This is a genomic window from Hydrotalea sandarakina (assembly GCF_003254115.1).
GTDB classification, from domain to species: domain Bacteria; phylum Bacteroidota; class Bacteroidia; order Chitinophagales; family Chitinophagaceae; genus Hydrotalea; species Hydrotalea sandarakina.
Genome location: NZ_QKZV01000001.1, coordinates 217,585 through 240,393, shown reverse-complemented (window position 1 = coordinate 240,393; position 22,809 = coordinate 217,585). Strand labels below are relative to the sequence as shown.

General features: G+C 34.2%; 13 protein-coding genes. 4 read left to right on the top strand and 9 right to left on the bottom strand.

Features of this window, described 5'->3' with window-relative positions:
• Positions 1-37 precede the first annotated feature (37 nt).
• Positions 38-3,256 carry a S41 family peptidase gene (locus LX80_RS01060; protein WP_111293181.1) on the top strand — a complete coding sequence of 1,073 codons (3,219 nt, stop codon included), beginning with the start codon at positions 38-40 and terminating at the stop codon, positions 3,254-3,256.
• Between the two features lie 85 nt (positions 3,257-3,341).
• On the opposite strand, the gene LX80_RS01055 is transcribed toward LX80_RS01060, so the two are convergent.
• The 9 genes from LX80_RS01055 to LX80_RS01015 all read right to left on the bottom strand — a co-directional run bounded on the left by LX80_RS01055 (position 3,342) and on the right by LX80_RS01015 (position 16,420).
• Entirely contained in the window at positions 3,342-5,072 is a 1,731-nt protein-coding gene (locus LX80_RS01055; protein ID WP_111293180.1) for a HAMP domain-containing sensor histidine kinase, read from the bottom strand.
• A gap of 68 nt (positions 5,073-5,140) precedes the next feature.
• Entirely contained in the window at positions 5,141-6,265 is a 1,125-nt protein-coding gene (locus LX80_RS01050; RefSeq protein WP_111293179.1) for a sensor protein KdpD, read from the bottom strand.
• Positions 6,265-7,341: a porin gene (locus LX80_RS01045; protein WP_111293178.1), complete on the bottom strand. Its 1,077-nt coding sequence runs from the start codon at positions 7,339-7,341 to the stop codon at positions 6,265-6,267. The genes LX80_RS01050 and LX80_RS01045 overlap by 1 nt, the downstream gene beginning before the upstream one ends.
• 17 nt (positions 7,342-7,358) lie before the next feature.
• Entirely contained in the window at positions 7,359-7,937 is a 579-nt protein-coding gene (locus LX80_RS01040; protein WP_111293177.1) for a potassium-transporting ATPase subunit C, read from the bottom strand.
• A gap of 11 nt (positions 7,938-7,948) precedes the next feature.
• On the bottom strand, positions 7,949-9,979 hold the full coding sequence (gene kdpB, locus LX80_RS01035; RefSeq protein WP_111293176.1) for a potassium-transporting ATPase subunit KdpB: 2,031 nt from the start codon (positions 9,977-9,979) through the stop codon (positions 7,949-7,951).
• Positions 9,980-10,006: 27 nt separating this feature from the next.
• Complete coding sequence (kdpA, locus tag LX80_RS01030) at positions 10,007-11,710, bottom strand: potassium-transporting ATPase subunit KdpA (protein ID WP_111293175.1); 1,704 nt, start codon at positions 11,708-11,710, stop codon at positions 10,007-10,009.
• 401 nt (positions 11,711-12,111) lie between these two features.
• Positions 12,112-13,470, bottom strand: a complete 1,359-nt coding sequence (locus tag LX80_RS01020; RefSeq protein ID WP_111293530.1) for a sigma-54-dependent transcriptional regulator — start codon at positions 13,468-13,470, stop codon at positions 12,112-12,114.
• 387 nt (positions 13,471-13,857) lie between these two features.
• On the bottom strand, positions 13,858-13,992 hold the full coding sequence (locus LX80_RS14650) for a hypothetical protein (protein ID WP_262509747.1): 135 nt from the start codon (positions 13,990-13,992) through the stop codon (positions 13,858-13,860).
• Positions 13,993-14,260: 268 nt separating this feature from the next.
• On the bottom strand, positions 14,261-16,420 hold the full coding sequence (locus LX80_RS01015; RefSeq protein WP_111293174.1) for a S9 family peptidase: 2,160 nt from the start codon (positions 16,418-16,420) through the stop codon (positions 14,261-14,263).
• A gap of 236 nt (positions 16,421-16,656) precedes the next feature.
• On the opposite strand from LX80_RS01015, the gene cas9 reads away from it, so the two are divergent.
• From cas9 to cas2, 3 genes are all read left to right on the top strand, one after another.
• A complete protein-coding gene (cas9, locus tag LX80_RS01010; RefSeq protein WP_111293173.1) occupies positions 16,657-21,015 on the top strand; it encodes a type II CRISPR RNA-guided endonuclease Cas9 in 4,359 nt (1,452 codons plus the stop codon).
• Positions 21,016-21,347: 332 nt separating this feature from the next.
• Positions 21,348-22,259, top strand: a complete 912-nt coding sequence (gene cas1, locus LX80_RS01005; RefSeq protein WP_111293172.1) for a type II CRISPR-associated endonuclease Cas1 — start codon at positions 21,348-21,350, stop codon at positions 22,257-22,259.
• A gap of 96 nt (positions 22,260-22,355) precedes the next feature.
• On the top strand, positions 22,356-22,709 hold the full coding sequence (gene cas2, locus LX80_RS01000; RefSeq protein WP_111293529.1) for a CRISPR-associated endonuclease Cas2: 354 nt from the start codon (positions 22,356-22,358) through the stop codon (positions 22,707-22,709).
• Positions 22,710-22,809 lie beyond the last annotated feature (100 nt).

Below are 22,809 nucleotides of genomic sequence, written 5' to 3'. Positions count from 1 at the left end.
TATCTTTATTGTTCCGATAAAAATAAAACGAAATGCCATGCAGAAATTATTTTATTTATTGATGCTGCTGAGTTGCAGCTTTGTTGTAAATGCACAAAACAATCCGCCATTATGGCTACGCTACCCTGCTATTAGTCCCGATGGCAATACCATTGTATTTGGGTATAAAGGCGATTTGTACAGTGTTCCTGCAACAGGTGGAACAGCCATTCCTCTAACTTTAAACGAATCGCAAGAACAAATGCCCGTTTGGAGCCATGATGGCAAATACATTGCTTTTGCCTCTGACCGCTACGGCAATTTTGATGTTTTTGTTATGCCTGCTAATGGTGGTGAAGCAAAACGCTTAACTTATAACTCAGCCAACGATTTTCCTTGGGATTTTTCACCCGATAATTCCAAAGTTATTTTTGGCAGTGGCCGAAATGATTTAAACACATCCGTTCGTTTTCCGCAAAAAGCAATATTTCTTAAATTATATGAAGTACCTGTTACCGGCGGTAGAAATATTTTACTGAATACAGCCGGCACTGAAAATGTTCATTACAGTAATGATGGAAAGGAAATTGTGTTTCAAGATAGAAAAGGCTATGAAGATCCTTGGCGCAAACACCACACCAGCAGTGTAACCCGTGATATTTGGTTGTATAATTTCCAAACAAAAAATTACAGAAAACTTACCACTTTTAATGGTGAAGACAGAGAGCCGGTTTTTAGTGCCGATAATCAATATGTGTATTATTTAAGTGAAAAAAATGGCACACAAAATATTTACAAAATGCCATTGCAATTAAAAATTGCAGAGCAACAATTAACCGATTTGAAAGATTATCCTGTTCGTCACCTATCCCGCTCAAACAACAACACTTTGTGTTTTTCATGGAATGGAGAAATATATACGCTTAAACAAGGTGGCAAACCCGAAAAAGTAAACATTATCATTAATGCAGACACACGGGGTAACGTAGAAAAAAATGTAACTATTAATGGCGGTGCTACTGAAATGAGTGTATCACCTAACGGTAAGGAAATTGCGTTTGTATTTAGGGGCGAAGTATTTGTAACCAGCACCGATGGAAGCTATACCAAACGCATCACCAATACACCGCAACAAGAACGCATGGTAGCATTTGCACCCGATGGCAGAAGCTTGTATTACGCGGCAGAAAGGGGTAACAGTTGGGATATTTACAAAGCCACTATTGCCCGCAAGGAAGAGCCTTATTTTTATGCATCTACTTTAATTAAAGAAGAACCGGTGATTGCTACTGAAAAAGAAGAGTTTCAACCCATGCCTTCACCCGATGGTAAAAAAATTGCATATTTAGAAGAAAGAAATATTTTAAAAGTTTATGATTTAGCTTCTAAAACAAGCACTACCATCCTACCTGCCGGACAAAATTTTTCGTATAGCGATGGTGATCAACGTTTTGAATGGAGCCCCGATAGCAAATGGATTGCCGTTAGAAGCAGTAAAGGTGTTTTTGGATTAAGCGGTGGTGCTATTATGGTGTTTAAAGCAGATGGTAGTGATGCCAACGGCACCGATGTTACACAAAGTGGTTTTAGTAACAATCGCCAACAATGGGCTTTGGGTGGAAAAGCACTATTATTTACCTCTGACAAGGAAGGTAAGCGTTCTTTAGCTATTCAAGGGCCGAAAGAAGCAGATGTATATGCTTTATTCTTTGATAAAAATGCTTACGACCAATTTAATTTAAACAAGGAAGATGCAGCATTACTGAAAGAAAAAGAAAAAGAAAATAAAGACACAACAAAAAAGAAAGAAAATGTTGTATTAGATTTCAGCAATTTAGACCATCAGAAAGTTCGGCTTACCAATGCTTCAATGAATTTAGATGATTATAAACTATCGGCCGATGGCAGTAAACTGTTTTTATTAAGCCGCTTTGAACAAGGTGCCGACTTGTGGCAGATGGATACCCGCACCAAAGAAATGAAACTGTTAACCAAACTTAGCAGCGGCGGGAATATGGAATTAAGTAAAGATGGTAAACAATTGTTTGTATTAGGTGGTGGTAAATTAATGAAAGTGGATGTTGATAACGGCAAGGTAACCCCCGTTACCATTAATGGTGAAATGGTTTTAAATACAGCCGGTGAACGTGCTTATATTTTTGAACATGCTTGGCGCCAAGTGCAGAAAAAGTTTTATGATCCGAATTTACATGGTGTAAACTGGGCAATGTATAAAGCTGATTATGCACGTTTCTTACCGCACATTAATAATAACTACGACTTTCAGGAATTATTAAGTGAATTATTGGGTGAATTAAATGCTTCACATACCGGTGGTCGTTATTCACCTCGTAATCCCGATGGTGACAATACCGCTTCATTGGGTTTATTTTATAATGAAATGAAAGGCGGTAACGGTTTAGAAATTACTGAAGTAATGAAAGGTGGCCCTGTAGATAAAGCAACCAGCAAAATAAAAGCAGGCGATATTATTATGGCTATTGACGGGGATAACATTACTGACGCAGTTGATTGGAATAGTTTTTTAAATAGAAAGGCCGGTAAAAATGTTTTATTACAAGTATATAATCCAACCACAAAAACCACTTGGGAAGAAACCGTTAAACCCATTACCGTTATGGAAGAAAATGCGTTATTATATAAACGCTGGACCAATACCATGGCCGAAATGGTTGACAAGCTGAGCAATGGTCAAATTGGATACGTACATATTCAAGGCATGAATGATGCCAGCTATCGCGAATTTTTTGATAAAGTAATGGGTAAAAACTACAACAAGAAAGCTTTGATTGTTGATACGCGCTTTAATGGTGGTGGTTGGTTACACGATGATTTAGTTACTTTCTTAAAAGGCAAACAATACTTAAGCTTTGCACCCTATGGATTTAAAGCAGCCGGTGGTGAACCCGCAGGTAAATGGACTAAACCCAGTTGTGTGTTAATGAGTGAAAGTAATTATAGTGATGCATTCTTATTCCCTTATGCTTATCGCGCTAACAATATTGGAAAATTAATTGGCAAACCTGTTCCCGGAACCGGTACAGCCGTTTGGTGGGAAACACAAATTGATCCTACCCTTGTATTTGGCATTCCCATGATTGCCACCATTGGTAAAGAAGGCAGACCAACTGAGAATTTGCAAATTAATCCTGATATTGATGTGGATAATCCATACAATGATGTATTGTTTGGAAAAGATGATCAATTGGAAGCAGCCGTAAAAGAAATGTTGAAAGAAACGGCAGATAACAAATAACGGACTATAACATAAACCTCAAAAAAAGCCGCTTCAACAATGAAGCGGCTTTTTTATTTTTTAAAAGAATTAGTAACAGATTGATTTATACCACCGGCAAATCAAATGAAAAAGTTGAACCAGATCCAAAATCGCTGACCACTTTTATATCACTGCCTTGGGCATTCATAAATTCTTTACAAATGCTAAGTCCCAAACCGGTTCCTTCACTTTTATTTCCGGGAATTCTGAAATAACGATCGAAAATTTTGTTTAAATATTGTGGCGGAATCCCCACACCAAAATCTTGAACAGCAAAATGCAATGCATTTCCTTTATTGAGAATAGTAATGATAACAGAGGAATTTTCGTAAGAATACCGAATAGCGTTTGATAATAAATTAGATAATACCCATGAGGTGCGATCTTTATCTGCTTTCACATTAGGTAATTCATCAGGTATTTGCATTCTTATTGAAACTTTCTTTTGCTCAGCTATTTTTTGATTAGCTTCGAGAGCATAATGCACTAAATCTAAAGGATTACATTCCACAACTGAAAGCTGAATTAAACCACTTTCCAATTGTGAGAGATTTAATAATTCCCCTGTAATTTTTAGTAATCGCCCGGCATCCTCTTTAATACTATCAATCAGTTCTTGTTGCTCAGTATTTAAATTACCAATTTGTTTGTTCGACAACAATGCAGTACTTAGTTGAATAGATGAAAGCGGTGTTTTTAATTCATGAGAAATAGTAGCAATGAAATTGGTTTTTGCAAAATCTAACTCTTTATAAGGCGTAATATTTTGCAAAAGAATTACATTACCAATAAGCTTTTCAACCGTTTCACCGGTTGGTATTATACGAATGGGAATAATTTCTTTTTCAAAATAACTTTCTTTACCCTCGGCATAAATTTTTATTGGTTGCTTTTTTAGGGAAGTTGTGCCCGTATCTGAAAACAATTCTTGAATTAAGTTTCGAATTAAATCATTCTTTACCGCAATATCTTGTATAAATTTACCTTTTACCTCATCTGACTTAAGCCCTGTAATTTGCAAGGCAATGGTATTCATGAATAATATCTTTTTTTGTTCATCTAAACCAATAATCGGGTCTTGTAAATTATCAATAAGTGTTTCAATGCGTTTCTTTTCCATCATTAACTTTTCCAAATTGCTTAATTGATAAGCTTCTAACTTCTCGGCCATAGAATTAAACGAAGCCGCCAATTCAGCAAATTCATCATGTCCGGAAAAGTGAACCCTTTGCGAATAATTTTGTGCTGCAATTTGTTTAATACTATTTGTAAGTTCTTGAATGGGATTAGCAATACTACCGGGTAAATTCACAAACATGATGAAAGCAGCCAAAAAACAAATAGTACCTGAGATGGTAATCCAAAAAACAGATTTTTGAGCAGTTATGTTCGCAATATTACTTTTCCGTTCAATGGCTTGCATGTTCAACAACATAATAGCAGAAATATCATTTCGCACTTCTTTAATTACAATAGTATCTTGTGGCTTTACGACTAATTCTTGAAAATGATTCCACAACTCATCGGTAAGTTCTTTCTCACCTAATTCCGTAATATTTTTTTGCTGTAGTTGTAAACTATTTAAGAACAATTGTTTATTGTTGGGTATCTCAATTCCATCATTCAAAGCAATTTCCATTTTTCTACAATAATCAATCGTATTATAATTGGCAACTAAAATATTTTTGGAATCGTTTGAAAGTTTGTTAATATAAAATATACTCAAGGTTGTGAGTAAGACAATCATTACAAACAACAAACCAATACCTATTGACAGCTTTGATTTTGTTTTCATATAAAAATGCTCAAAATTGAATAAAATTCAGTGTTCACTTATTTCAATAACAAATTCAAATACAATTATCAGCTTAATATAATCAAATCAACTTTACTAAATGAAAGTTTTTTTAATAGTTCATTAAACACATTGGTGAAAAGTATTAACCTGAATAAACTAAAATGCGGTTTACCTATGCATACAGTAGTAATCTGCCGCTCTTCACATTGCTCAATAATTGTTTTAGCAATATTATTGCTATTCATTTTAATAATTTCAGCACCTAATTCGGTAGCGGTTTTAAAATTATTAATTAAATGTCTTTGTTTATCCAAAGGAATTTTCTCCGGACTTTCATCCATAGTTTGTACGTACAAAACATACCATTTTGAATTGTAATAGTTAGCCAAACGTGCTGTTTTTCTTATCACCGTTTTTGCTGTTTGATCATTGGAACTAATACAAGCTAAAAAACGTTCAGGTTTTAATGTATTACTCTTTATTACTTCAGTTTCCACTTTCCTTTCTACTTGCGATGCTACTTCTTTCAATGCTAATTCGCGCAATTGTAGTATGTGTTCTTTTTGAAAAAAATTTTTTAACGCAGCATGAATTTTATCAGCTGTATATATTTTCCCCTCTTTTAATCTGTCTATTAATTCGTCAGCAGTTAAATCAATATTCACCACTTCATCTGCTTCCCGCAAAACGCTATCCGGAATACGTTCTTTTACCTCTATGTTTGTTATGGACTTTACATCTTCGTTTAAACTTTCAATATGTTGTATATTCACCGCACTAATTACATTTATCCCGGCCTCTAATATTTCCATAACATCTTGCCAACGTTTTTCATTTTTACTTCCTTCAATATTGGTGTGGGCTAACTCATCAATAATTACCACTTCAGGCCTCATGTTTAATACCGCAGCAACATCTAACTCTTCCAGCTCTTTACCTTTATAAAACAATTTTCGTCGAGGTATAACCGGTAATCCTTGTAACAAGGCTTCTGTTTCTTTTCGTTGATGTGTTTCAATGTATCCTATTTTAACATCTACCCCATTTTTTAGTAAAGCATGCGCTTCTTGTAACATGCGGTAAGTTTTGCCAACTCCTGCACTCATGCCTATGTAAATTTTAAATTTACCGCGCTTAGATTTTTTAATCAGGTTATAAAAATCTTGTATGGAAATATCTTTATTAGCCATTAAAACGACATTTGAAGTGCTGTACAAATTGAAACATTATTATTAACCGGCATATTATTATTTGTAAAATAGTTATCGGAATTGTATAAATATCTGGCTTCTATTCTCCACAATAAATTGGGTAAAATAGATTGATCATAATTAAGTGAGTAACCAAAGGTATTAAACCCATTGTTGAAACCTTTTGGAATAATAATATTATTCGGGTCATTGTAATTTTCAACCCGCAATCCAATTGCATTTTTTTCAGTAGGTTTCCATTGTAATATAACTACGTAGCCATACCAGTTATTCAATGAATTACTATACTTGTGTTTTTGTTGAAGCCCAATATCAAACCCTGTTGTGATTCCCCACTTGGAACTGAATTGAATAACTGTGTAAAAGTTATGAAAATAGCGCATTCGCGAAATACTGTCTGCATATACATTACCAATAAATGAACTGCTATTGAACAAAACGGCCTGCGATGGTTGAAAAGTAACCTGATGGCCTAAAGCAAGTGCATTATTGCCATCTACTCTATTAATAACTTGCCATCCATTCAGCAATAGCATTGACAAATACCATTTTTCGTTTGAAGTAGTATAAGATAGCCGCACACCACTTTCATAATAAGGTGAGTTTTCCGCTAATATACTTCTAGTTAAAGTCCAACAATCATTTGATATGGCGCTTTCAAAACCAATGTGTGACGGGAAAATACCTGCATCTATCCATAGTGCTTTTTTTGATGATAGTTTTACACCCAAATTAGCCTCAAAAACATTTTTCATTACACCAACTTCATTGACATAATTGGCATTCATGTAAGTACCGGTGGCAAAAGCCAAATTAGCTCTTACATTTTTTTCTACTAACGAAGCTTTTATATAACCTAAATTTAAATTAACCTCATTTGTTCTGGTGTAATTGTACAAAAAAGTGGGGCGAGTATGATTATCGGGATTGGCAAAATCATAGGTATCATACATATCAAGGTATGCACTCAATTTCAATTTTTGTTTTGAGGAATCTGTTTGCGCATTTACGGCAACAGCAGAAAAATAAAAAAATAAAAATGTAATTTTTCGCATAAATGAATTAAAAAATTTTATTGTGCATGATAACTTGCAGACAAATCATTTAAAGCAACATTCAATTCCAATACATTTACATAAGCAGGACCAAAAATTCCCAAAAATGGATGATGAATATGTTGTTGAATTAATGACTGCAGTAAACCGGGTTGAAGATTGCGAACATGAGCAATTCTATTTACCTGAATGTTGGCAGCCTGAACCGTAATATCGGGGTCTAAGCCACTAGCACTGGCTGTAATCATATCAATGGGAATATTTTTCACAGCCACATCCGGATGATGTATTACAAACGAATCAATATTGGCCTGTATTGATTTTAAATAATCGGTATTATATGGGCCTTTATTACTGGCACCTGCAGCGGCCGCATTATAATTTACAGCAGAAGGACGCGACCAAAAATATTGGTCAGCATCAAACTTTTGTCCAACATCGCTATACATTCTTTTTCCTTGCACATTTATAATTGCAGGCTCGCCATTGTTGGGTGTAATTTTTGCAACACCCCATATAATTGCAGTGTAAATAATGCTGCATAGAACCAAAAAAACAAATGTTAATCGTATAGCCGGAAATAAATAAGTTTTCATATCTAATTATATTAAAAAAAGTATGTAACAATCATATCAATGAGTTTAATACCTACAAAGGGAACTATAATACCCCCTAAGCCATAAATGAATAAATTGCGGCGCAATAAAGCACTTGCACCAATAGGCCGATAGGTAACACCTTTTAAAGCCAATGGAATTAATAAAGGAATGATAATTGCATTGAAAATAACAGCAGATAAAATGGCGCTTTGAGGGCTATGCAAATGCATAATATTAATTCCCTGCAATGCAGGAATGTAGGTAATGAATAAGGCCGGCACAATGGCAAAATATTTTGCTACATCATTGGCAATACTAAAAGTAGTAAGTGTACCCCGCGTCATTAATAATTGCTTTCCAATTTCAACTACTTCAATTAGTTTAGTGGGGTCATTATCCAAATCAACCATATTGCCTGCTTCTTTGGCTGCTTGGGTACCACTATTCATGGCAACACCTACATCAGCTTGAGCTAAAGCAGGGGCATCATTTGTTCCATCGCCCATCATAGCAAATAAGCGGCCTTGCATTTGTTCAACCTTTATGTAATTCATTTTATCTTCAGGTTTTGCTTCGGCAATAAAATCATCTACACCTGCTTTTTCTGCAATGTATTTAGCGGTTAATGGATTATCTCCTGTAACCATTACAGTTTTTATACCCATTTTTCGTAATCGGTCAAAACGCTCTTTAATACCTGTTTTTATAATATCTTGTAGCTCTACCACTCCTATCACATTTTCATTTACTGCCACCACTAACGGTGTACCCCCTTGCATTGAAATAGATTGAACAATATGGGTAGCTTCTTCCGGAAACATGGTGCCTGCTTTTTCGCAAATTCTCTTAATAGCATCAGCCGCCCCTTTTCTTATGCGTAAGTTATTGCAATCAATTCCCGAACAACGTGTTTCGGCAGTAAATGCAATAAACCTGGGATTTTCTAATTGCTGTACCGATACATTCATGTCAGCTAACTCAATGATAGATTTTCCTTCAGGGGTTTCATCTGCCAAGGAACTATATACCGCCATTTGTTTAAAATATTCCTTGTCAACATTAGATAATGCATGAAAATGAGTAGCTTTTCTATTACCAATCGTAATTGTACCAGTTTTATCAAGCAACAGCACATCCACATCACCAGCTGTTTCAACTGCTTTACCGCTTTTTGTAATCACATTGGCTTTTAATGCTCTATTCATGCCTGCTATGCCTATGGCAGACAATAAGCCGCCAATGGTTGTAGGAATTAAACAAACAAACAAGGCAATGAAAGCCGCAATGGTTATGGGTGTATGTGCATAATCGGCAAATGGTTTAAGTGTTACCGTTACAATAATGAATACCAATGTAAACCCTGCCAACAAAATAGTAAGCGCAATTTCATTGGGCGATTTTTGTCGGGAAGCACCTTCCACCAACTCAATCATTTTATCTAAGAAACTTTCTCCGGCATCGCTTGTAACTTTAACTTTTATCTTATCACTTAATACTTTAGTGCCGCCGGTAACACTGCTTTTATCACCACCCGCTTCTCTTATAACAGGTGCGCTTTCTCCGGTAATAGCACTTTCATCAATGGTAGCAAGACCTTCAATAATTTCACCATCGGCCGGTATAATATCATTGGTTTCACAAATAAATACATCTCCTTTTTTCAACTTGGAAGCCGGAATTGTAATGACTTCATTCATATAAATTTCACCTACAGGCAACACTAACTTAGCAGGTGAATCTTCACGGGTTTTTCTTAAACTATTCGCCTGTGCTTTGCCACGTTCTTCAGCTATTGCTTCCGCAAAATTGGCAAACAATAATGTTACAAATAAAATAATGGTAATGGTTACATTATAGCTTAAACTGCCCTGCGATGTTTCGCCTAAAGCAATCCATATACAAACACAAGCCATTACCGCAGTTCCTAACCATACTGTAAACATTACCGGATTCAATATTAATGTGGCAGGATTTAATTTTAAAAAAGATTGTTTTAATGCACCACCTATTGATGCCTTATTGATTACTTTGTTTGTCATAATATATAATTGATATATAACATTTGTTTAGAAAGAAAAATATTCGGCAACAGGACCCAGTGTCAGTGCAGGGAAAAAGGATAATGCTGCAATAATGATAATTACCGCAATAATCATAATGCCAAATGTTGGGGTATCAATTTGTAAAGTGCCGGCACCGGCAGGAATATATTTTTTTTGCGATAAAGATGCGGCAATTGCTACCGGACCAATGATTGGTATAAATCTGGCCAATAACATCACAATTCCATCGGCAATATTCCACCAGGCCGTATTCGCATTTAGCCCCGCAAACTCGCTACCGTTGTTGGCACTTGCTGAAGTAAATTCATACAACATTTCGCTGAAGCCATGATAGCCGGGATTAGATAACCATGCTGCATATTGTTCAGGATGATGCGCATACAAATAGGAAGCAATAGCGGTACCGGTTAAAATTAAGAATGGATGCAACAAAGCAACAATCATGGCAATTTGCATTTCACGAGCTTCAATTTTTTTACCCAATAACTCAGGTGTTCTTCCTACCATTAAACCACTGATAAACACGGCTAAGATCATGAAAATATAAAAGTTTAAAAATCCTACACCTACCCCACCATAAAAGGCATTAATCATCATTCCCAACATTGCACACATACCTGATAATGGCATAAAGCTATCATGCATGGCATTTACAGAACCATTACTGGTTACCGTTGTTGCAATTGCCCAATAGGCTGAAGCCATTGAACCAAAGCGAACTTCTTTTCCTTCCATATTTCCAGAAATATTATTAATACCCATTTTGGCAATGGCTGTATTTCCCCTAACCTCCATGCTAATGGTGGGAACCACCAAAAGAATGAATCCTAAGGTCATAATACCGAAAACAATCCAAGCTAATTTTTTTCTATTCAGCATATAGCCCATGGTAAAGATTAAAGCAATGGGTAATAAATAAATAGCTATTGTTTCAACCATATTGGTAAAGTAGTTCGGATTTTCCAGCGGATGAGCAGAATTGGGTCCAAAGAACCCCCCACCATTTGTACCCAATTGCTTGATCGCAACAAAAGCTGCAACAGGCCCTTTACTAACTTGTACAGTATCACCTTGCAAAGTTGTAATGGTGTCTTTACCTTGAAACGTCATGGGCACACCGTTGTATAAAAAAATAATGGCCAGTACAATGCAAATAGGCAATAATACTCTTGTACATGTACGAACAAAGTAAAAATAAAAGTTACCCAACGGTAAATTAATCCCTTCTTTCATGGCCTTAATAACAACAATAGAAATGGCTATACCACTGGCTGCGCTAATAAACTGAAAGAGCATTAATACCAATTGTCCTAAATACGACATGGCTGTTTCGCCTGCATAGTGCTGAATATTAGTATTGGTAATAAAACTGATAGCGGTATTAAAAGCCAAATCGAGTGGCATGGATGGATTATGATCGGGATTGAATGGCAGATGCGCCATATTTGTTAATACCAACATGGCCAATACAAACCAAATAAAATTAATCATCAACAATACCTTGATGTGTTGTTTCCAATTCATTTCAACATTTTCATCTATCCCAATTAAGCGGTAAATGAAGCGGTCAACCGGATTCAACACAACATCTAACCAGGTATCTTCTCCTAAAAATACCTTTCCCATATATCTACCCAATGGGATGGCAATTAATACAGCGATTATGAACATGGCAATTACACCATATAATTCCGAATAAGATTGCATTATAATTATTTTTAAACTTTAAAACTTTTCTACCTGACGTTTAATAAAATTTGCTTTAAAATTTTTCAGGATGCACAAGTACATAACACATGTAGATGAATACCAATATTGCTATAATAAAAACGATAAACATTTTGCATGAAGATTGATAAGGTGGTGATATAATTCGTTGACTAGAAAATTAAATACATAACTTAAAGCATCATTATGAGGTGTTCAGTTTTGGCATGGCTCATTCATTTTGGCATTATAGGTGGCAAATGAAAGACCAAGAATTTTCAAGATCAATAAAATGTAATACAGGACTGAATTATGAAATTTTTTCATTATTCATTTGCAAAAAAATACCCTTTCAAATTGAAAGGGTAAGACTATCGTTTTGAAAGGGTAACAATAGAAATTTATTGAGGGGAAACGGAAATTTTGTATTCTTCCAGTTTTCTGTAAAGAGTAGTTAAAGCAATATTCAATAAACGAGCAGTTTCCGTTTTATTACCACCGGTATATTGCAGTACTTTTTGAATATGTGCTTTTTCAACAGAGGCTAAATCAAAAATACCCGATTGATGCATAGTATCCCTATTAAAATCTTGCAGAAAATCAATAGGCAAGGTTTCGGGCTGCAAAACATCCGAATCGGTTAAAATAACGCTTCGTTCAATAATGTTTTTTAATTCTCGAATATTGCCTTTCCAAGTATGGTTTTGCAAGAGTTGAATATAATCGGGACTAATATTTTCTATTTTCTTGTTTATTTTTTCTGAGAAGTGTTTTAGGAAATAGGCTGCAATAACAGGTATATCCTCTAATCTTTCACACAAGGAAGGCAATTGAATTTGAAAAACAGAAATACGGTAATACAAGTCCTCACGAAATTTTCCATTTAAAATTTCTTGTTTTAAATCTCTATTCGTTGCAGCAATTAACCGTACGTTCACTTTAGTAGGCACGGTATCGCCGAGTTTTAAAAATTCGCCTGTTTCAATAACACGCAACAGTTTGGCTTGTAAATCAATGGGCATTTCGCCAATCTCATCTAAAAAAATGGTTCCTTCATTGGCTTCTTCAAAAATACCTTTTGCATCTTTCGTGGCTCCGGTAAATGCTCCCATTTTATGACCAAACAATTCATTTTCTAACAAATCTTTGCTGAAAGCCGAACAATTCACTGCGACAAAATTGTTTTGTTTACGCTTGCTTGCCTGATGAATAGCTTGTGCAAATACTTCTTTTCCCGTTCCTGTTTCTCCCAATAATAAAACCGTTGCATCCGTTTGTGCCACCCTTTTAGCTGCATCAATTGCCTGTTGAATGACTGTTGATTTTCCGATAATACTATCAAACGCATATTTATGAACTAACTGTTTCTCCAGTTGCTGTACGCGTTTTGCCAGCTTTACTTTATCCATTGCCCTATGCAGTAAGGGAATTATTTTTAAATTATCATCACCCTTGGTTATATAATCAAAAGCACCACTTTTAATGGCCTTCACACTATCCGGAATAGTGCCGTATGCCGTCATTAAAATAATTTCAATGGTAGGATACTTTTGCTTGATGGCGGCAGATAATTCAATACCATTTTCATCGGGTAATTTTACATCGCAAAGTACAATATCAATATTTTGTTGTTCTAATTTCTTTAATCCCGATTTACCATCTCCGGCCTGAAGTACTTCAAAGCCTTCCAGCATCAACATTTTAGCCAATAAGCTTCTAAGCTTCACTTCATCATCAATTATTAAAATAGTGTTGGCCATATTCATGAAAATACATTCGTTGTAAATGCTTTTAAAGCATAACAAATGTAAAAGTAATTTGATTCTGAAAATTAAAATAAAGGCATTTCAAAATGATGAATCACCTATTTCAATGTCCAAGACAATCATCAAAACATGATAAAACCTTTATTGCTGCCGATGAATAACATGTGCACCTAATAGGAATGTATCAGCTTTTTTTAGTGTATTGATGTTAGAATTACCTCATGTAATTCAATTAACCAAGTTCTGTTTCAAATACCTGATGCGTCATTTATATCATAAAAACTATTTTTTACTATCTTTTTCCGGTTTGTAGCTGAATAATACCATTAAAAAGAAAGTAAATAAAACCCCTGCGGCAATTACAATGAAGGAAATAATTTTTTAAATTATCCGTATTACATTTCGTTTTCTTAAATTTTTTATGCCGGAAGTAATGGCGTCAATTCCTGCTGACAAATAAATAAATAAAAAGAATCCGCCAATCAGTAATGCGGTTTCTAACAATAACATTTGCATGCTACCGAGGTTTTAGGTGATTAAATAAAGTTGGGTAGAGTTATATGCATGCAGCTATTTTAAATGAAAGAACAGCAAATTTAATAAAAAAAATTGAAATACTAAATTTTTTAACATAAAAAACTTAAAATATTAGCAAACATTAATGCAGGGTCATTGAAAGAATGATGCAAGCTTGTTTACAATAGTTTGAATAGTAAGTAATGAATACTGAAACGAGATGATATTCCCTACAAAAAAGCCCCAACTTAAAGTTGAGGCTTTTGGCTTAGTGAATGAGTCCTTCCGGAACAGATTTTCGCAACAAATATTTATAAATGAATTTGGTTTTTAAATTTTGGAAATCATCCCACTTAGCCGGTAAATAAGGCCATCCATGTCTGCCGCCCGGGTATAACATCATTTCAAAAGGCTTCTTGGCATCTTCCAATGCACTAATTAATTGAATGCTGTTTTGCATGTGCACATTATCATCCATGGTACCATGCACAATTTGTAACATGCCTTTATAATTGTTTACATAATTTAAAACACTGCTTTTCTTATATCCCTCTTCATTATCTGCCGGTGTGCCCATGTAACGTTCAGTATAATGGCTGTCGTACAACTGCCAATCTACCACGCTTCCGCCGGCCATGCCATAAGTAAACACATCAGACTTATACGTCAATGCTAAACACGTCATGTATCCACCGTAACTGAATCCGGTAATGCAAATACGGGCAGGATCGGCACCTGCATTGTTAATAAACCATTTTGCCATAGTGCTGTAATCTTCCATTTCCCAATACCCCAAATCATGGTACATATAATTTACACCTGCTTTTCCAAACTGGCCACTGGCTCTGTGATCGAAAGCCACTTGAATTAATCCTTCTTGTGCTAACAATTCCCTGTTCGCAGTCCAATTCCATTTATCCCATACAGTACCGGCATTAGGGCCGCCATAAATACTGATTAACATGGGATATTTTTTATTTTTATCGTAATGAGTAGGCCATGTAACCAAAGCAGGTAATTCAAATAAACCATCTGCACTTTTAATGCGTATAATTTCGGTTTTGGCAATAGCATATTGGTCCATTTCAGCACCTTTGGCATTACCCAACTCTTTGACTATTTTACCATTTACATCAACCAATGCCATACGGGCAGGGGTTTGTGTATTGCTGTATGTGGTAATAAAATAATTACCGAATGGCGAAAAATTAATGGAATGAGTATAATTCCCAAATGTTAATCGTTTTGGGGTTCCGCCATCAAAACTTATTTTGTACAAATCTATTCTGGTAGAATTTTCTATACCCCTTGCTGTAAAATAAATTATGCGATTAGCTTCGTCAATATATTCAATGCCGGTAACTGTGTATTTTCCGTTGGTAATAGGATGTTGCAAAGTACCATCCATGTTATAGAGATACAACATATTCCATCCGCTTTTATCACTTTGCGCAATATAACCTTTGCCATTTTTTAAAAAGTTAATGCGCCCACCTACCCTATCTTCTAAATCAATCCATGTTTTCTGCGTTTCGGTATATACCGGTTTACGTGTACCCGTTTGTGTATTTACTTCATAAATAATTAAACTGTCTTGTTTCCGATTCATCCAAGGTAACCACAAACTATTATTATCGCTGCGCCAAACAGGCCATCCAAAATACTGATCGTATTTTTCATTGAAATTAGCCCATGTGGTATTGCCACCGTTTGGATGAACAAAACCAATTTTAACTTCAGGGTTTTTATCACCGGGTTGTGGATAGCGGGTTTCTTCTAAATAACCATGTTTCCCTTGGCTGCTGTAAATAGGGAAAATAGGCACCATGCTTTCATCAAAGCGGGCATAAGCAATGGTTTTACTGTCGGGGCTCCACCAAAATGCCCGATAATGTGTAGGACGACCATAAATTTCTTCTAAATATACCCAACTGGCATAACCATTTAAAATAGTGGCAGAGCCATCGAAGGTTAATTGCACTTCTTTTTGATTAGCTATATTGTAAGCATATAAATTATTGTTTTTGGTGTAAGCAATAAAATTGCTATCCGGTGAAAAAGTAGGGTTTCTTTCCTGCGCAGTATCGTGCGTAATTTGAGTGGGATTACCATTGATGAATAAAAACAAATCGTTGTTCATAACGGTAACGCGTTTACCCAGTTGCGCTTCTTTATTTTGCGTAAAAGGTGTTGTTGTATTTAAAGCAATGTTATAGCGCAACAGTTTAACATCGCTTCTATTTTCGCCACGTTGTGCTAAAACCAATTCATTATTATTGAGCCACTCCATAACAGAAGGCAATGGTTGCATAAAACCTTTAGGTGGTTTACCGGTAACCAGTTCATGAATAGGAATTGTTTTTTGTTGTGCCGGCAAATAAGCTGCCATACAGCAAGCCACAGCCAGTAAGCCAAATATTTTTCTCATGTGTTTGAAAATTTTAGATGAAGGTAAAACACAAATACATGCAACGATGAACCATTTATAAAAAAAGCTGAGATGGAATTATACAAATATTAAAATTTTTGTATTTTGGGGAAGAAAAAAGCCCCACATTGTAAGGTGAGGCGACTTAAATGTTTTCACAACGGAATAATCCTTATTGTGATTTGCTTTCAAATTATGACATAAAAATAATAAATTAATTAATTAAAGAAACAAATATGGGAAAAAAAATTTTAGGACTTGATTTAGGTACAACAAGCATAGGTTGGGCTTTAGTAAATGAAGCTGAGAATGACAATGAAAAATCATCTATAATTAAAATTGGTGTGCGTTTGAATCCATTAACAGTTGATGAACAGCAGAATTTTAAAAAAGGAAAAAGTATTACCACTAATGCCAACAGAACGCTCAAACGGAGTATTAGAAGAAATTTACAACGTTACAAACTTCGCAGAGAAAACCTAATTGAGATTTTAAAAGAACACAAGTTTATATTGAAAGAAACTAATTTATCTGAAAATGGTAATTTTAGTACTTTTGAGACACACAGACTAAGGGCAAAAGCGGCAAGTGAAAAAATTTCACTAGAACAATTTGCCAGAGTTTTATTAATGATAAACAAAAAGCGCGGTTACAAAAGTAGTCGTAAAGCAAAAGGAACAGAAGAGGGAGTATTGATTGATGGAATGGAAATTGCAAAAAAATTGTATAATGAAAATTTGACTCCCGGACAATTCTGCTTACAATTATTGAATAATGGGGAAAAGTATTTACCCGATTTTTATAGGTCGGATTTGCAAAAAGAGTTTGATAAAATATGGTACAAACAAAAAGAGTTTTATCCCGATATTTTAACGGATGAACTAAAAGAAAAATTACACAATAAAAACGAAAAAACAACCTGGGCAATTTTACAGGAACCGCTTAAACTTATAGGTGTAAAACGTACTACAAAAGGAGATGCACAAAAAAAAGAAAATTTTGAGTGGCGTGTGAAAGCACTTTCCGAAAAAATGGATTTGGAAAGTTTATCTATTATTTTTCAAAAACTAAATTCGCAAATCAATAGTTCAAGCGGCTATTTAGGGGAAATCAGTGACCGAAGTAAAGAGTTATATTTCAACAAACAAACTGTTGGACAGTATCAAATGAGTGTATTGGATAAAAATCCAAATGCGAGTTTACGCAATATGGTTTTTTATCGTCAAGATTATTTAGATGAGTTTAATACTATTTGGGATGAACAAGCTAAATATCACGAAGAACTGACCCAAGAACTAAAAAAAGAAATTCGTGATGTAATTATTTTTTTTCAAAGAAGATTAAAAAGTAAAAATGGATTAATTAGTTTTTGTGAATTTGAAAACCGAAAAATTGAAATAGAAAAAAATGGAAAAAAGATTACTAAAATTGTCGGTAGTCATGTTATTCCTCGCTCATCACCATTATTTCAGGAATTTAGAATTTGGCAAAAATTAAATGATATAGAAATTTTTCCTATAAGCGAAAAAAATAAAAAGACCAAACCGAATGCTAGAACATTGGAACTTAAGGAAAAAAATATTTTATTCTCAGAATTGAGCGTAAAAGAAAAACTTTCAAAGGCCGAAATACTTGCTTTATTGGATTTACAAGATTTTGAGATCAATTTCAATAACATTGAAGGGAATAAAACACAGGCTGAATTATTTAAAGCCTATCAAAAAATTATAGAACTATCGGGCTATGAACTGAATCTAAAAGAATCTGCTGAAAAAATTTTAATTGAAGTTTCAAAAATATTTAAAACGCTTAATTACAATGAGGATATTTTGCACCCAAATACAGAGACATTATACAAATTTTGGCACTTACTCTATTCGTTTGAGGGTGATAAATCAATTACAGGAAACGAAAAGCTAATCAATAAATTGAAAAACGATTATGGTTTTGAAAAAAAGGCTGCAGTTATTCTTGCAGGAGTGGTCTTTGAAAGTGATTACGGAAATTTGAGTGCAAAAGCAATCAAGAAAATATTGCCTCATTTAAAAACAGGTGAAAAATATGATGTGGCTTGTGCGCTTGCGGGTTACAAGCATTCGGCAAATTCGCTTACAAAAGAGGAAATTGAAAACAAAATTTATAAAAACCGGCTTGATATTTTGCCGAAAAATCATTTACGAAATCCTGTTGTGGAGAAAATTTTAAATCAGATGATTAATGTAGTCAATACGATTATTGATACCTATGGCAAACCTGATGAAATACGCATTGAGTTAGCTCGTGAGCTGAAAAAAAGTGCAAAAGAACGGGAAGAAATGACTAAAGAAATTGATGATACAACAAAAAAGAATGATGAAATTAAAACTAAATTGCAAAAAGAGTTCGGTTTAACTAATGTAACTCAAAACGATATAATTCGTTATAAATTATATGAAGAATTAAAAAATAACGGTTACAGAACTCTATATTCCGATACATATATACCTCAAGAAAAATTATTTAGTAAAGAATTTGATATTGAACATATCATTCCACAGTCTCGATTATTTGATGATTCATTTTCAAATAAAACTTTGGAGGTTAGAAGTATTAATATTGAAAAAGGAAATCAAACCGCTTTTGATTATGTAAAAGGAAAAGGCTATGATAATCTAAATATTTTTTTAAACAGAATCATTTCTGTTTATGGAAAGAAAAATGAAAAAGACTTTGATTATTATAAAACAGAGTATGAAAAATCATTAATGAAAAAAGAAGCAAGAGAAAAATGGAATAAGTTAACCGAAGCGGAAAAACAAATACAGGTAATTAACAAATATTATTCTGGAAAGCTAAAAAAATTAATTATTACAGGTGAAGATATTCCTGAAGACTTTATTAATCGTGATTTATCAGATACAAGATATATTGCCAAATATGCTAAAACAATGTTAGAAAGTTTAGTAAAAAATGTCGTGAGCACGTCAGGTTCAATAACTAAACGTTTACGTGAAGATTGGCAATTAGTTGACGTATTGAAAGAATTAAATTGGGACAAATACAAAGCAGTTCAATTGGTCGAAGAGTTCACTAACAGAGACGGCAAAATAGTGAAGCAAATTAAAGATTGGACAAAACGAAACGACCATCGACATCATGCACTAGATGCACTTACTGTTGCCTTTACTAAACGGCAATATGTTCAATATCTAAACAACTTGAATGCACGGAGTGACAAAAATTCAGTTATTTATGGTATAGAACAAAAAGAACTTTACCGAGACGATAAAGGAAAGTTATTATTCAAACCACCTATAGAAATAAAGGAATTTAGAGCAGAAGCAAAAAAACATTTAGAAAATACTTTAGTTTCTATTAAAGCAAAAAATAAAGTTACTACCAAAAATATTAACATTACAAAGAAAAAAAACAGCATAAACAAAAAAGTACAACTTACGCCACGTGGGCAATTACATTTGGAAACTGTTTACGGGAGCCAAAAAAAATACACAGTAAAACTAGAAAAAATTGGTACAACCTTTGACGAGGAAAAAATTAAAACTGTATGCAAGCCTGTATACAAAAATGCCTTGCTTAAGCACTTGCAGGAAAATAAAAATGATCCGAAAAAAGCATTTGGCTCAAAAAATACACCTAAAAAACATCCGATTTATATTGATGAAGCAAAAACCCTTACTGTTCCCGAAAAAGTAAAAACGAAAAATTTTGAAACTGTATACACTATTCGTAAAGAAATTTGTCCCGAATTATTTAAGGATGCAAAAAAGAAAGATATTTTTGAAAAAGCATTAGGTGAAGCTACCAATCTATCTGAAAGAGAAATTGATAAATCCTATGACAAGGCTATTGAATTTATTTTTGATAAGGGCATTAGAAAAATATTAATTGAACGATATAAAAAAACAAAACTAGAAATAGAAGATTATAATAAAAGAGTTGAAAAGAAAGAACAAAAAAAAGTATTAGAAACTGCATTTTCCAACCTTATCGAGAACCCAATTATAAACAAAAATGGTAAATCAATAAAAAGAGTAACTATTTCGGGTATTAACAATGTACAAGCACTACATACCAAAAAAGATCATAATGGAAAATTAATCTTAGATGAAAATTGCAAGACACACCCTGTTGATTTTGTAAATACTGGCAGCAACCATCATGTAGCTATATTTCTAGATAAAGAAGGCAACTTACAAGAAAATGTAATATCTTTTTACGAAGCAGTTACACGCCGCAATCTAGGATTACCAATAATTGACAAAGAATTTAATAAAAAAGAAGGTTGGCAATTTTTGTTCAGTATGAAACAAAACGAATACTTTGTTTTTCCTAATGAAAAAAATGGGTTCAGCCCAAAAGAAATTGATTTGTTAAATCCTGATAACTACGCATTGATAAGTCCGAATTTATTTAGGGTACAAAAAATTTCCACAAAAAATTATATGTTCAGGCATCACCTGGAAACTTCTGTTAGCGAAAATAAATTATTAAGAAAAGTAACTTGGGAGTTAATTCAAACACCAAATAAGTTAAAAGGGATTATCAAAGTTCGATTAAATCACATTGGGCAAATTGTATATGTAGGTGAGTATTAGGAATCGCCACAAAAGCATTTTTTAACATATTTAATTTTTAACTAACCAATCAAAAATTAACTTTGAAAACAATTAATTGATTAATAAAAAAATCTGTTTGAAAATATGCTTCATTACACAAGCGGCTTAAATAAAATTAATTTAGAACAACTAATTATTTATACACTTTAAAAATGATATCATTTTATTTCTTATGGATAATTTTCAGGAAATATTTAGCTAAAATTTAGATTATTTGCAAAAAATTATGACAATTACACTCCTCATAATTAAACTTACTGTTTTATGTTATACATCGCAATATAAAAATTGGTCATAAATTAATTTTCCACATGCTGAAGCGAACCCTTTGCATAGAAAATCCATGTCATTTAAAATTCAACTTAGAGCAGTTGGTAATTAGCTATGCCCATATAAAAGGATTGGAAGACCGGCAAGATAAAACCGTGCCCATTGAGGACATTGGGGTATTGGTGATAGAGCATCCTCAAATTACCATTACCCATTTTTTATTAGACAAACTGGTGGCTAACAATATTGCCGTAATTACCTGTAATGCAAACCACCACCCCAGCGGTATGTTGTTACCGTTGGAAAGTCATACCTTGCAAAGCGAGCGCTTTAAAGCACAAATAAATGCCAGTGAACCTTTAAAAAAGCAATTATGGCAACAAACCATAAAAGCAAAAATTAAAAATCAAGCTGCCATTTTACAAAAATGGCAAGTACCCGCAGGATATTTAAATACAGCTCAACAGCAAGTTAAAAGCGGCGATACCGATAATGCCGAGGCAAAAGCGGCTGCTTATTATTGGAGCCACTTATTTCCTGCATCCTGGCAGTTTTTTAGAAACCGAGAAGGCCCCCCACCCAACAATTTATTAAATTATGGCTATGCCATTATAAGGGCTGCCATGGCCCGCGCCATTGCAGGAGCAGGTTTATTGCCAACTTTAGGCATCTTTCATCGCAACCGATATAATGCCTATTGTTTGGCCGATGACATGATGGAACCCTATCGCCCATTTGTAGATGCAATAGTTCGTCAAATTATTCACGAAACATCATTGGTAACAACATTAACCCAACCATTGAAAATTCAATTGTTAAATGTATTAACCCAAGATGCCATTATTGATAATCAAACCAGCCCATTGATGATTGCTATGCAAAAAACGGCATTTTCGTTGAGCAAATGCTATACCGGTGAACTACGAAAACTATCCTTTCCTGAGCTTCAATAAGCAATTCAATTAAAATAGCCCATCAGTTTAAAATAAATCACTTTTTATAATCGTTTTTATTAATAATCACTAAACATTCAATGCATATTGGCCAATATGGCGGCGCAACAAAAAAATGCAGAACGTTTTAATGCCTATAGAATTATGTGGGTAATGGTATTTTTTGACCTGCCAACAGAAACCAAGGCAGAAAGAAGGGCAGCCCAACAATTCCGAAAAAATATGTTGGCTGATGGATTCATCATGTTTCAATTTTCCATTTACCTCCGCCATTGCCCCAGTATGGAAAATGCCGCCGTACATATTAAACGCGTAAAAAAGAACCTGCCGGAAAAAGGACATGTAGGTATAATGACCATTACCGATAAACAATTTGGCATGATGGAACTATTTCAAGGGAAAAAAGAAGCACCGAGCCAGCCTATTCCACAGCAGTTAGAATTGTTTTAGGTACACAGAAATAAAAAAGGAGGCAAATAAGCCAAGTATGCCTCCTAAAAACTTCATTTTTTTTGTTCTATTTTCTTTGAAAACGCTTATTGGCATTGCA

Coding starts and splice junctions, on each gene's coding strand:
- LX80_RS01055 (WP_111293180.1), bottom strand. CDS start 5,072: ATGAAAACAAAATCAAAGCTGTCAATAGGTATTGGTTTGTTGTTTGTA.
- LX80_RS01015 (WP_111293174.1), bottom strand. CDS start 16,420: ATGAGAAAAATATTTGGCTTACTGGCTGTGGCTTGCTGTATGGCAGCT.
- kdpB (WP_111293176.1), bottom strand. CDS start 9,979: ATGACAAACAAAGTAATCAATAAGGCATCAATAGGTGGTGCATTAAAA.
- LX80_RS01050 (WP_111293179.1), bottom strand. CDS start 6,265: ATGGCTAATAAAGATATTTCCATACAAGATTTTTATAACCTGATTAAA.
- cas9 (WP_111293173.1), top strand. CDS start 16,657: ATGGGAAAAAAAATTTTAGGACTTGATTTAGGTACAACAAGCATAGGT.
- kdpA (WP_111293175.1), bottom strand. CDS start 11,710: ATGCAATCTTATTCGGAATTATATGGTGTAATTGCCATGTTCATAATC.
- LX80_RS01040 (WP_111293177.1), bottom strand. CDS start 7,937: ATGAAAACTTATTTATTTCCGGCTATACGATTAACATTTGTTTTTTTG.
- LX80_RS14650 (WP_262509747.1), bottom strand. CDS start 13,992: ATGCAAATGTTATTGTTAGAAACCGCATTACTGATTGGCGGATTCTTT.
- cas1 (WP_111293172.1), top strand. CDS start 21,348: ATGCTGAAGCGAACCCTTTGCATAGAAAATCCATGTCATTTAAAATTC.
- LX80_RS01060 (WP_111293181.1), top strand. CDS start 38: ATGCAGAAATTATTTTATTTATTGATGCTGCTGAGTTGCAGCTTTGTT.
- LX80_RS01020 (WP_111293530.1), bottom strand. CDS start 13,470: ATGGCCAACACTATTTTAATAATTGATGATGAAGTGAAGCTTAGAAGC.
- LX80_RS01045 (WP_111293178.1), bottom strand. CDS start 7,341: ATGCGAAAAATTACATTTTTATTTTTTTATTTTTCTGCTGTTGCCGTA.
- cas2 (WP_111293529.1), top strand. CDS start 22,356: ATGGCGGCGCAACAAAAAAATGCAGAACGTTTTAATGCCTATAGAATT.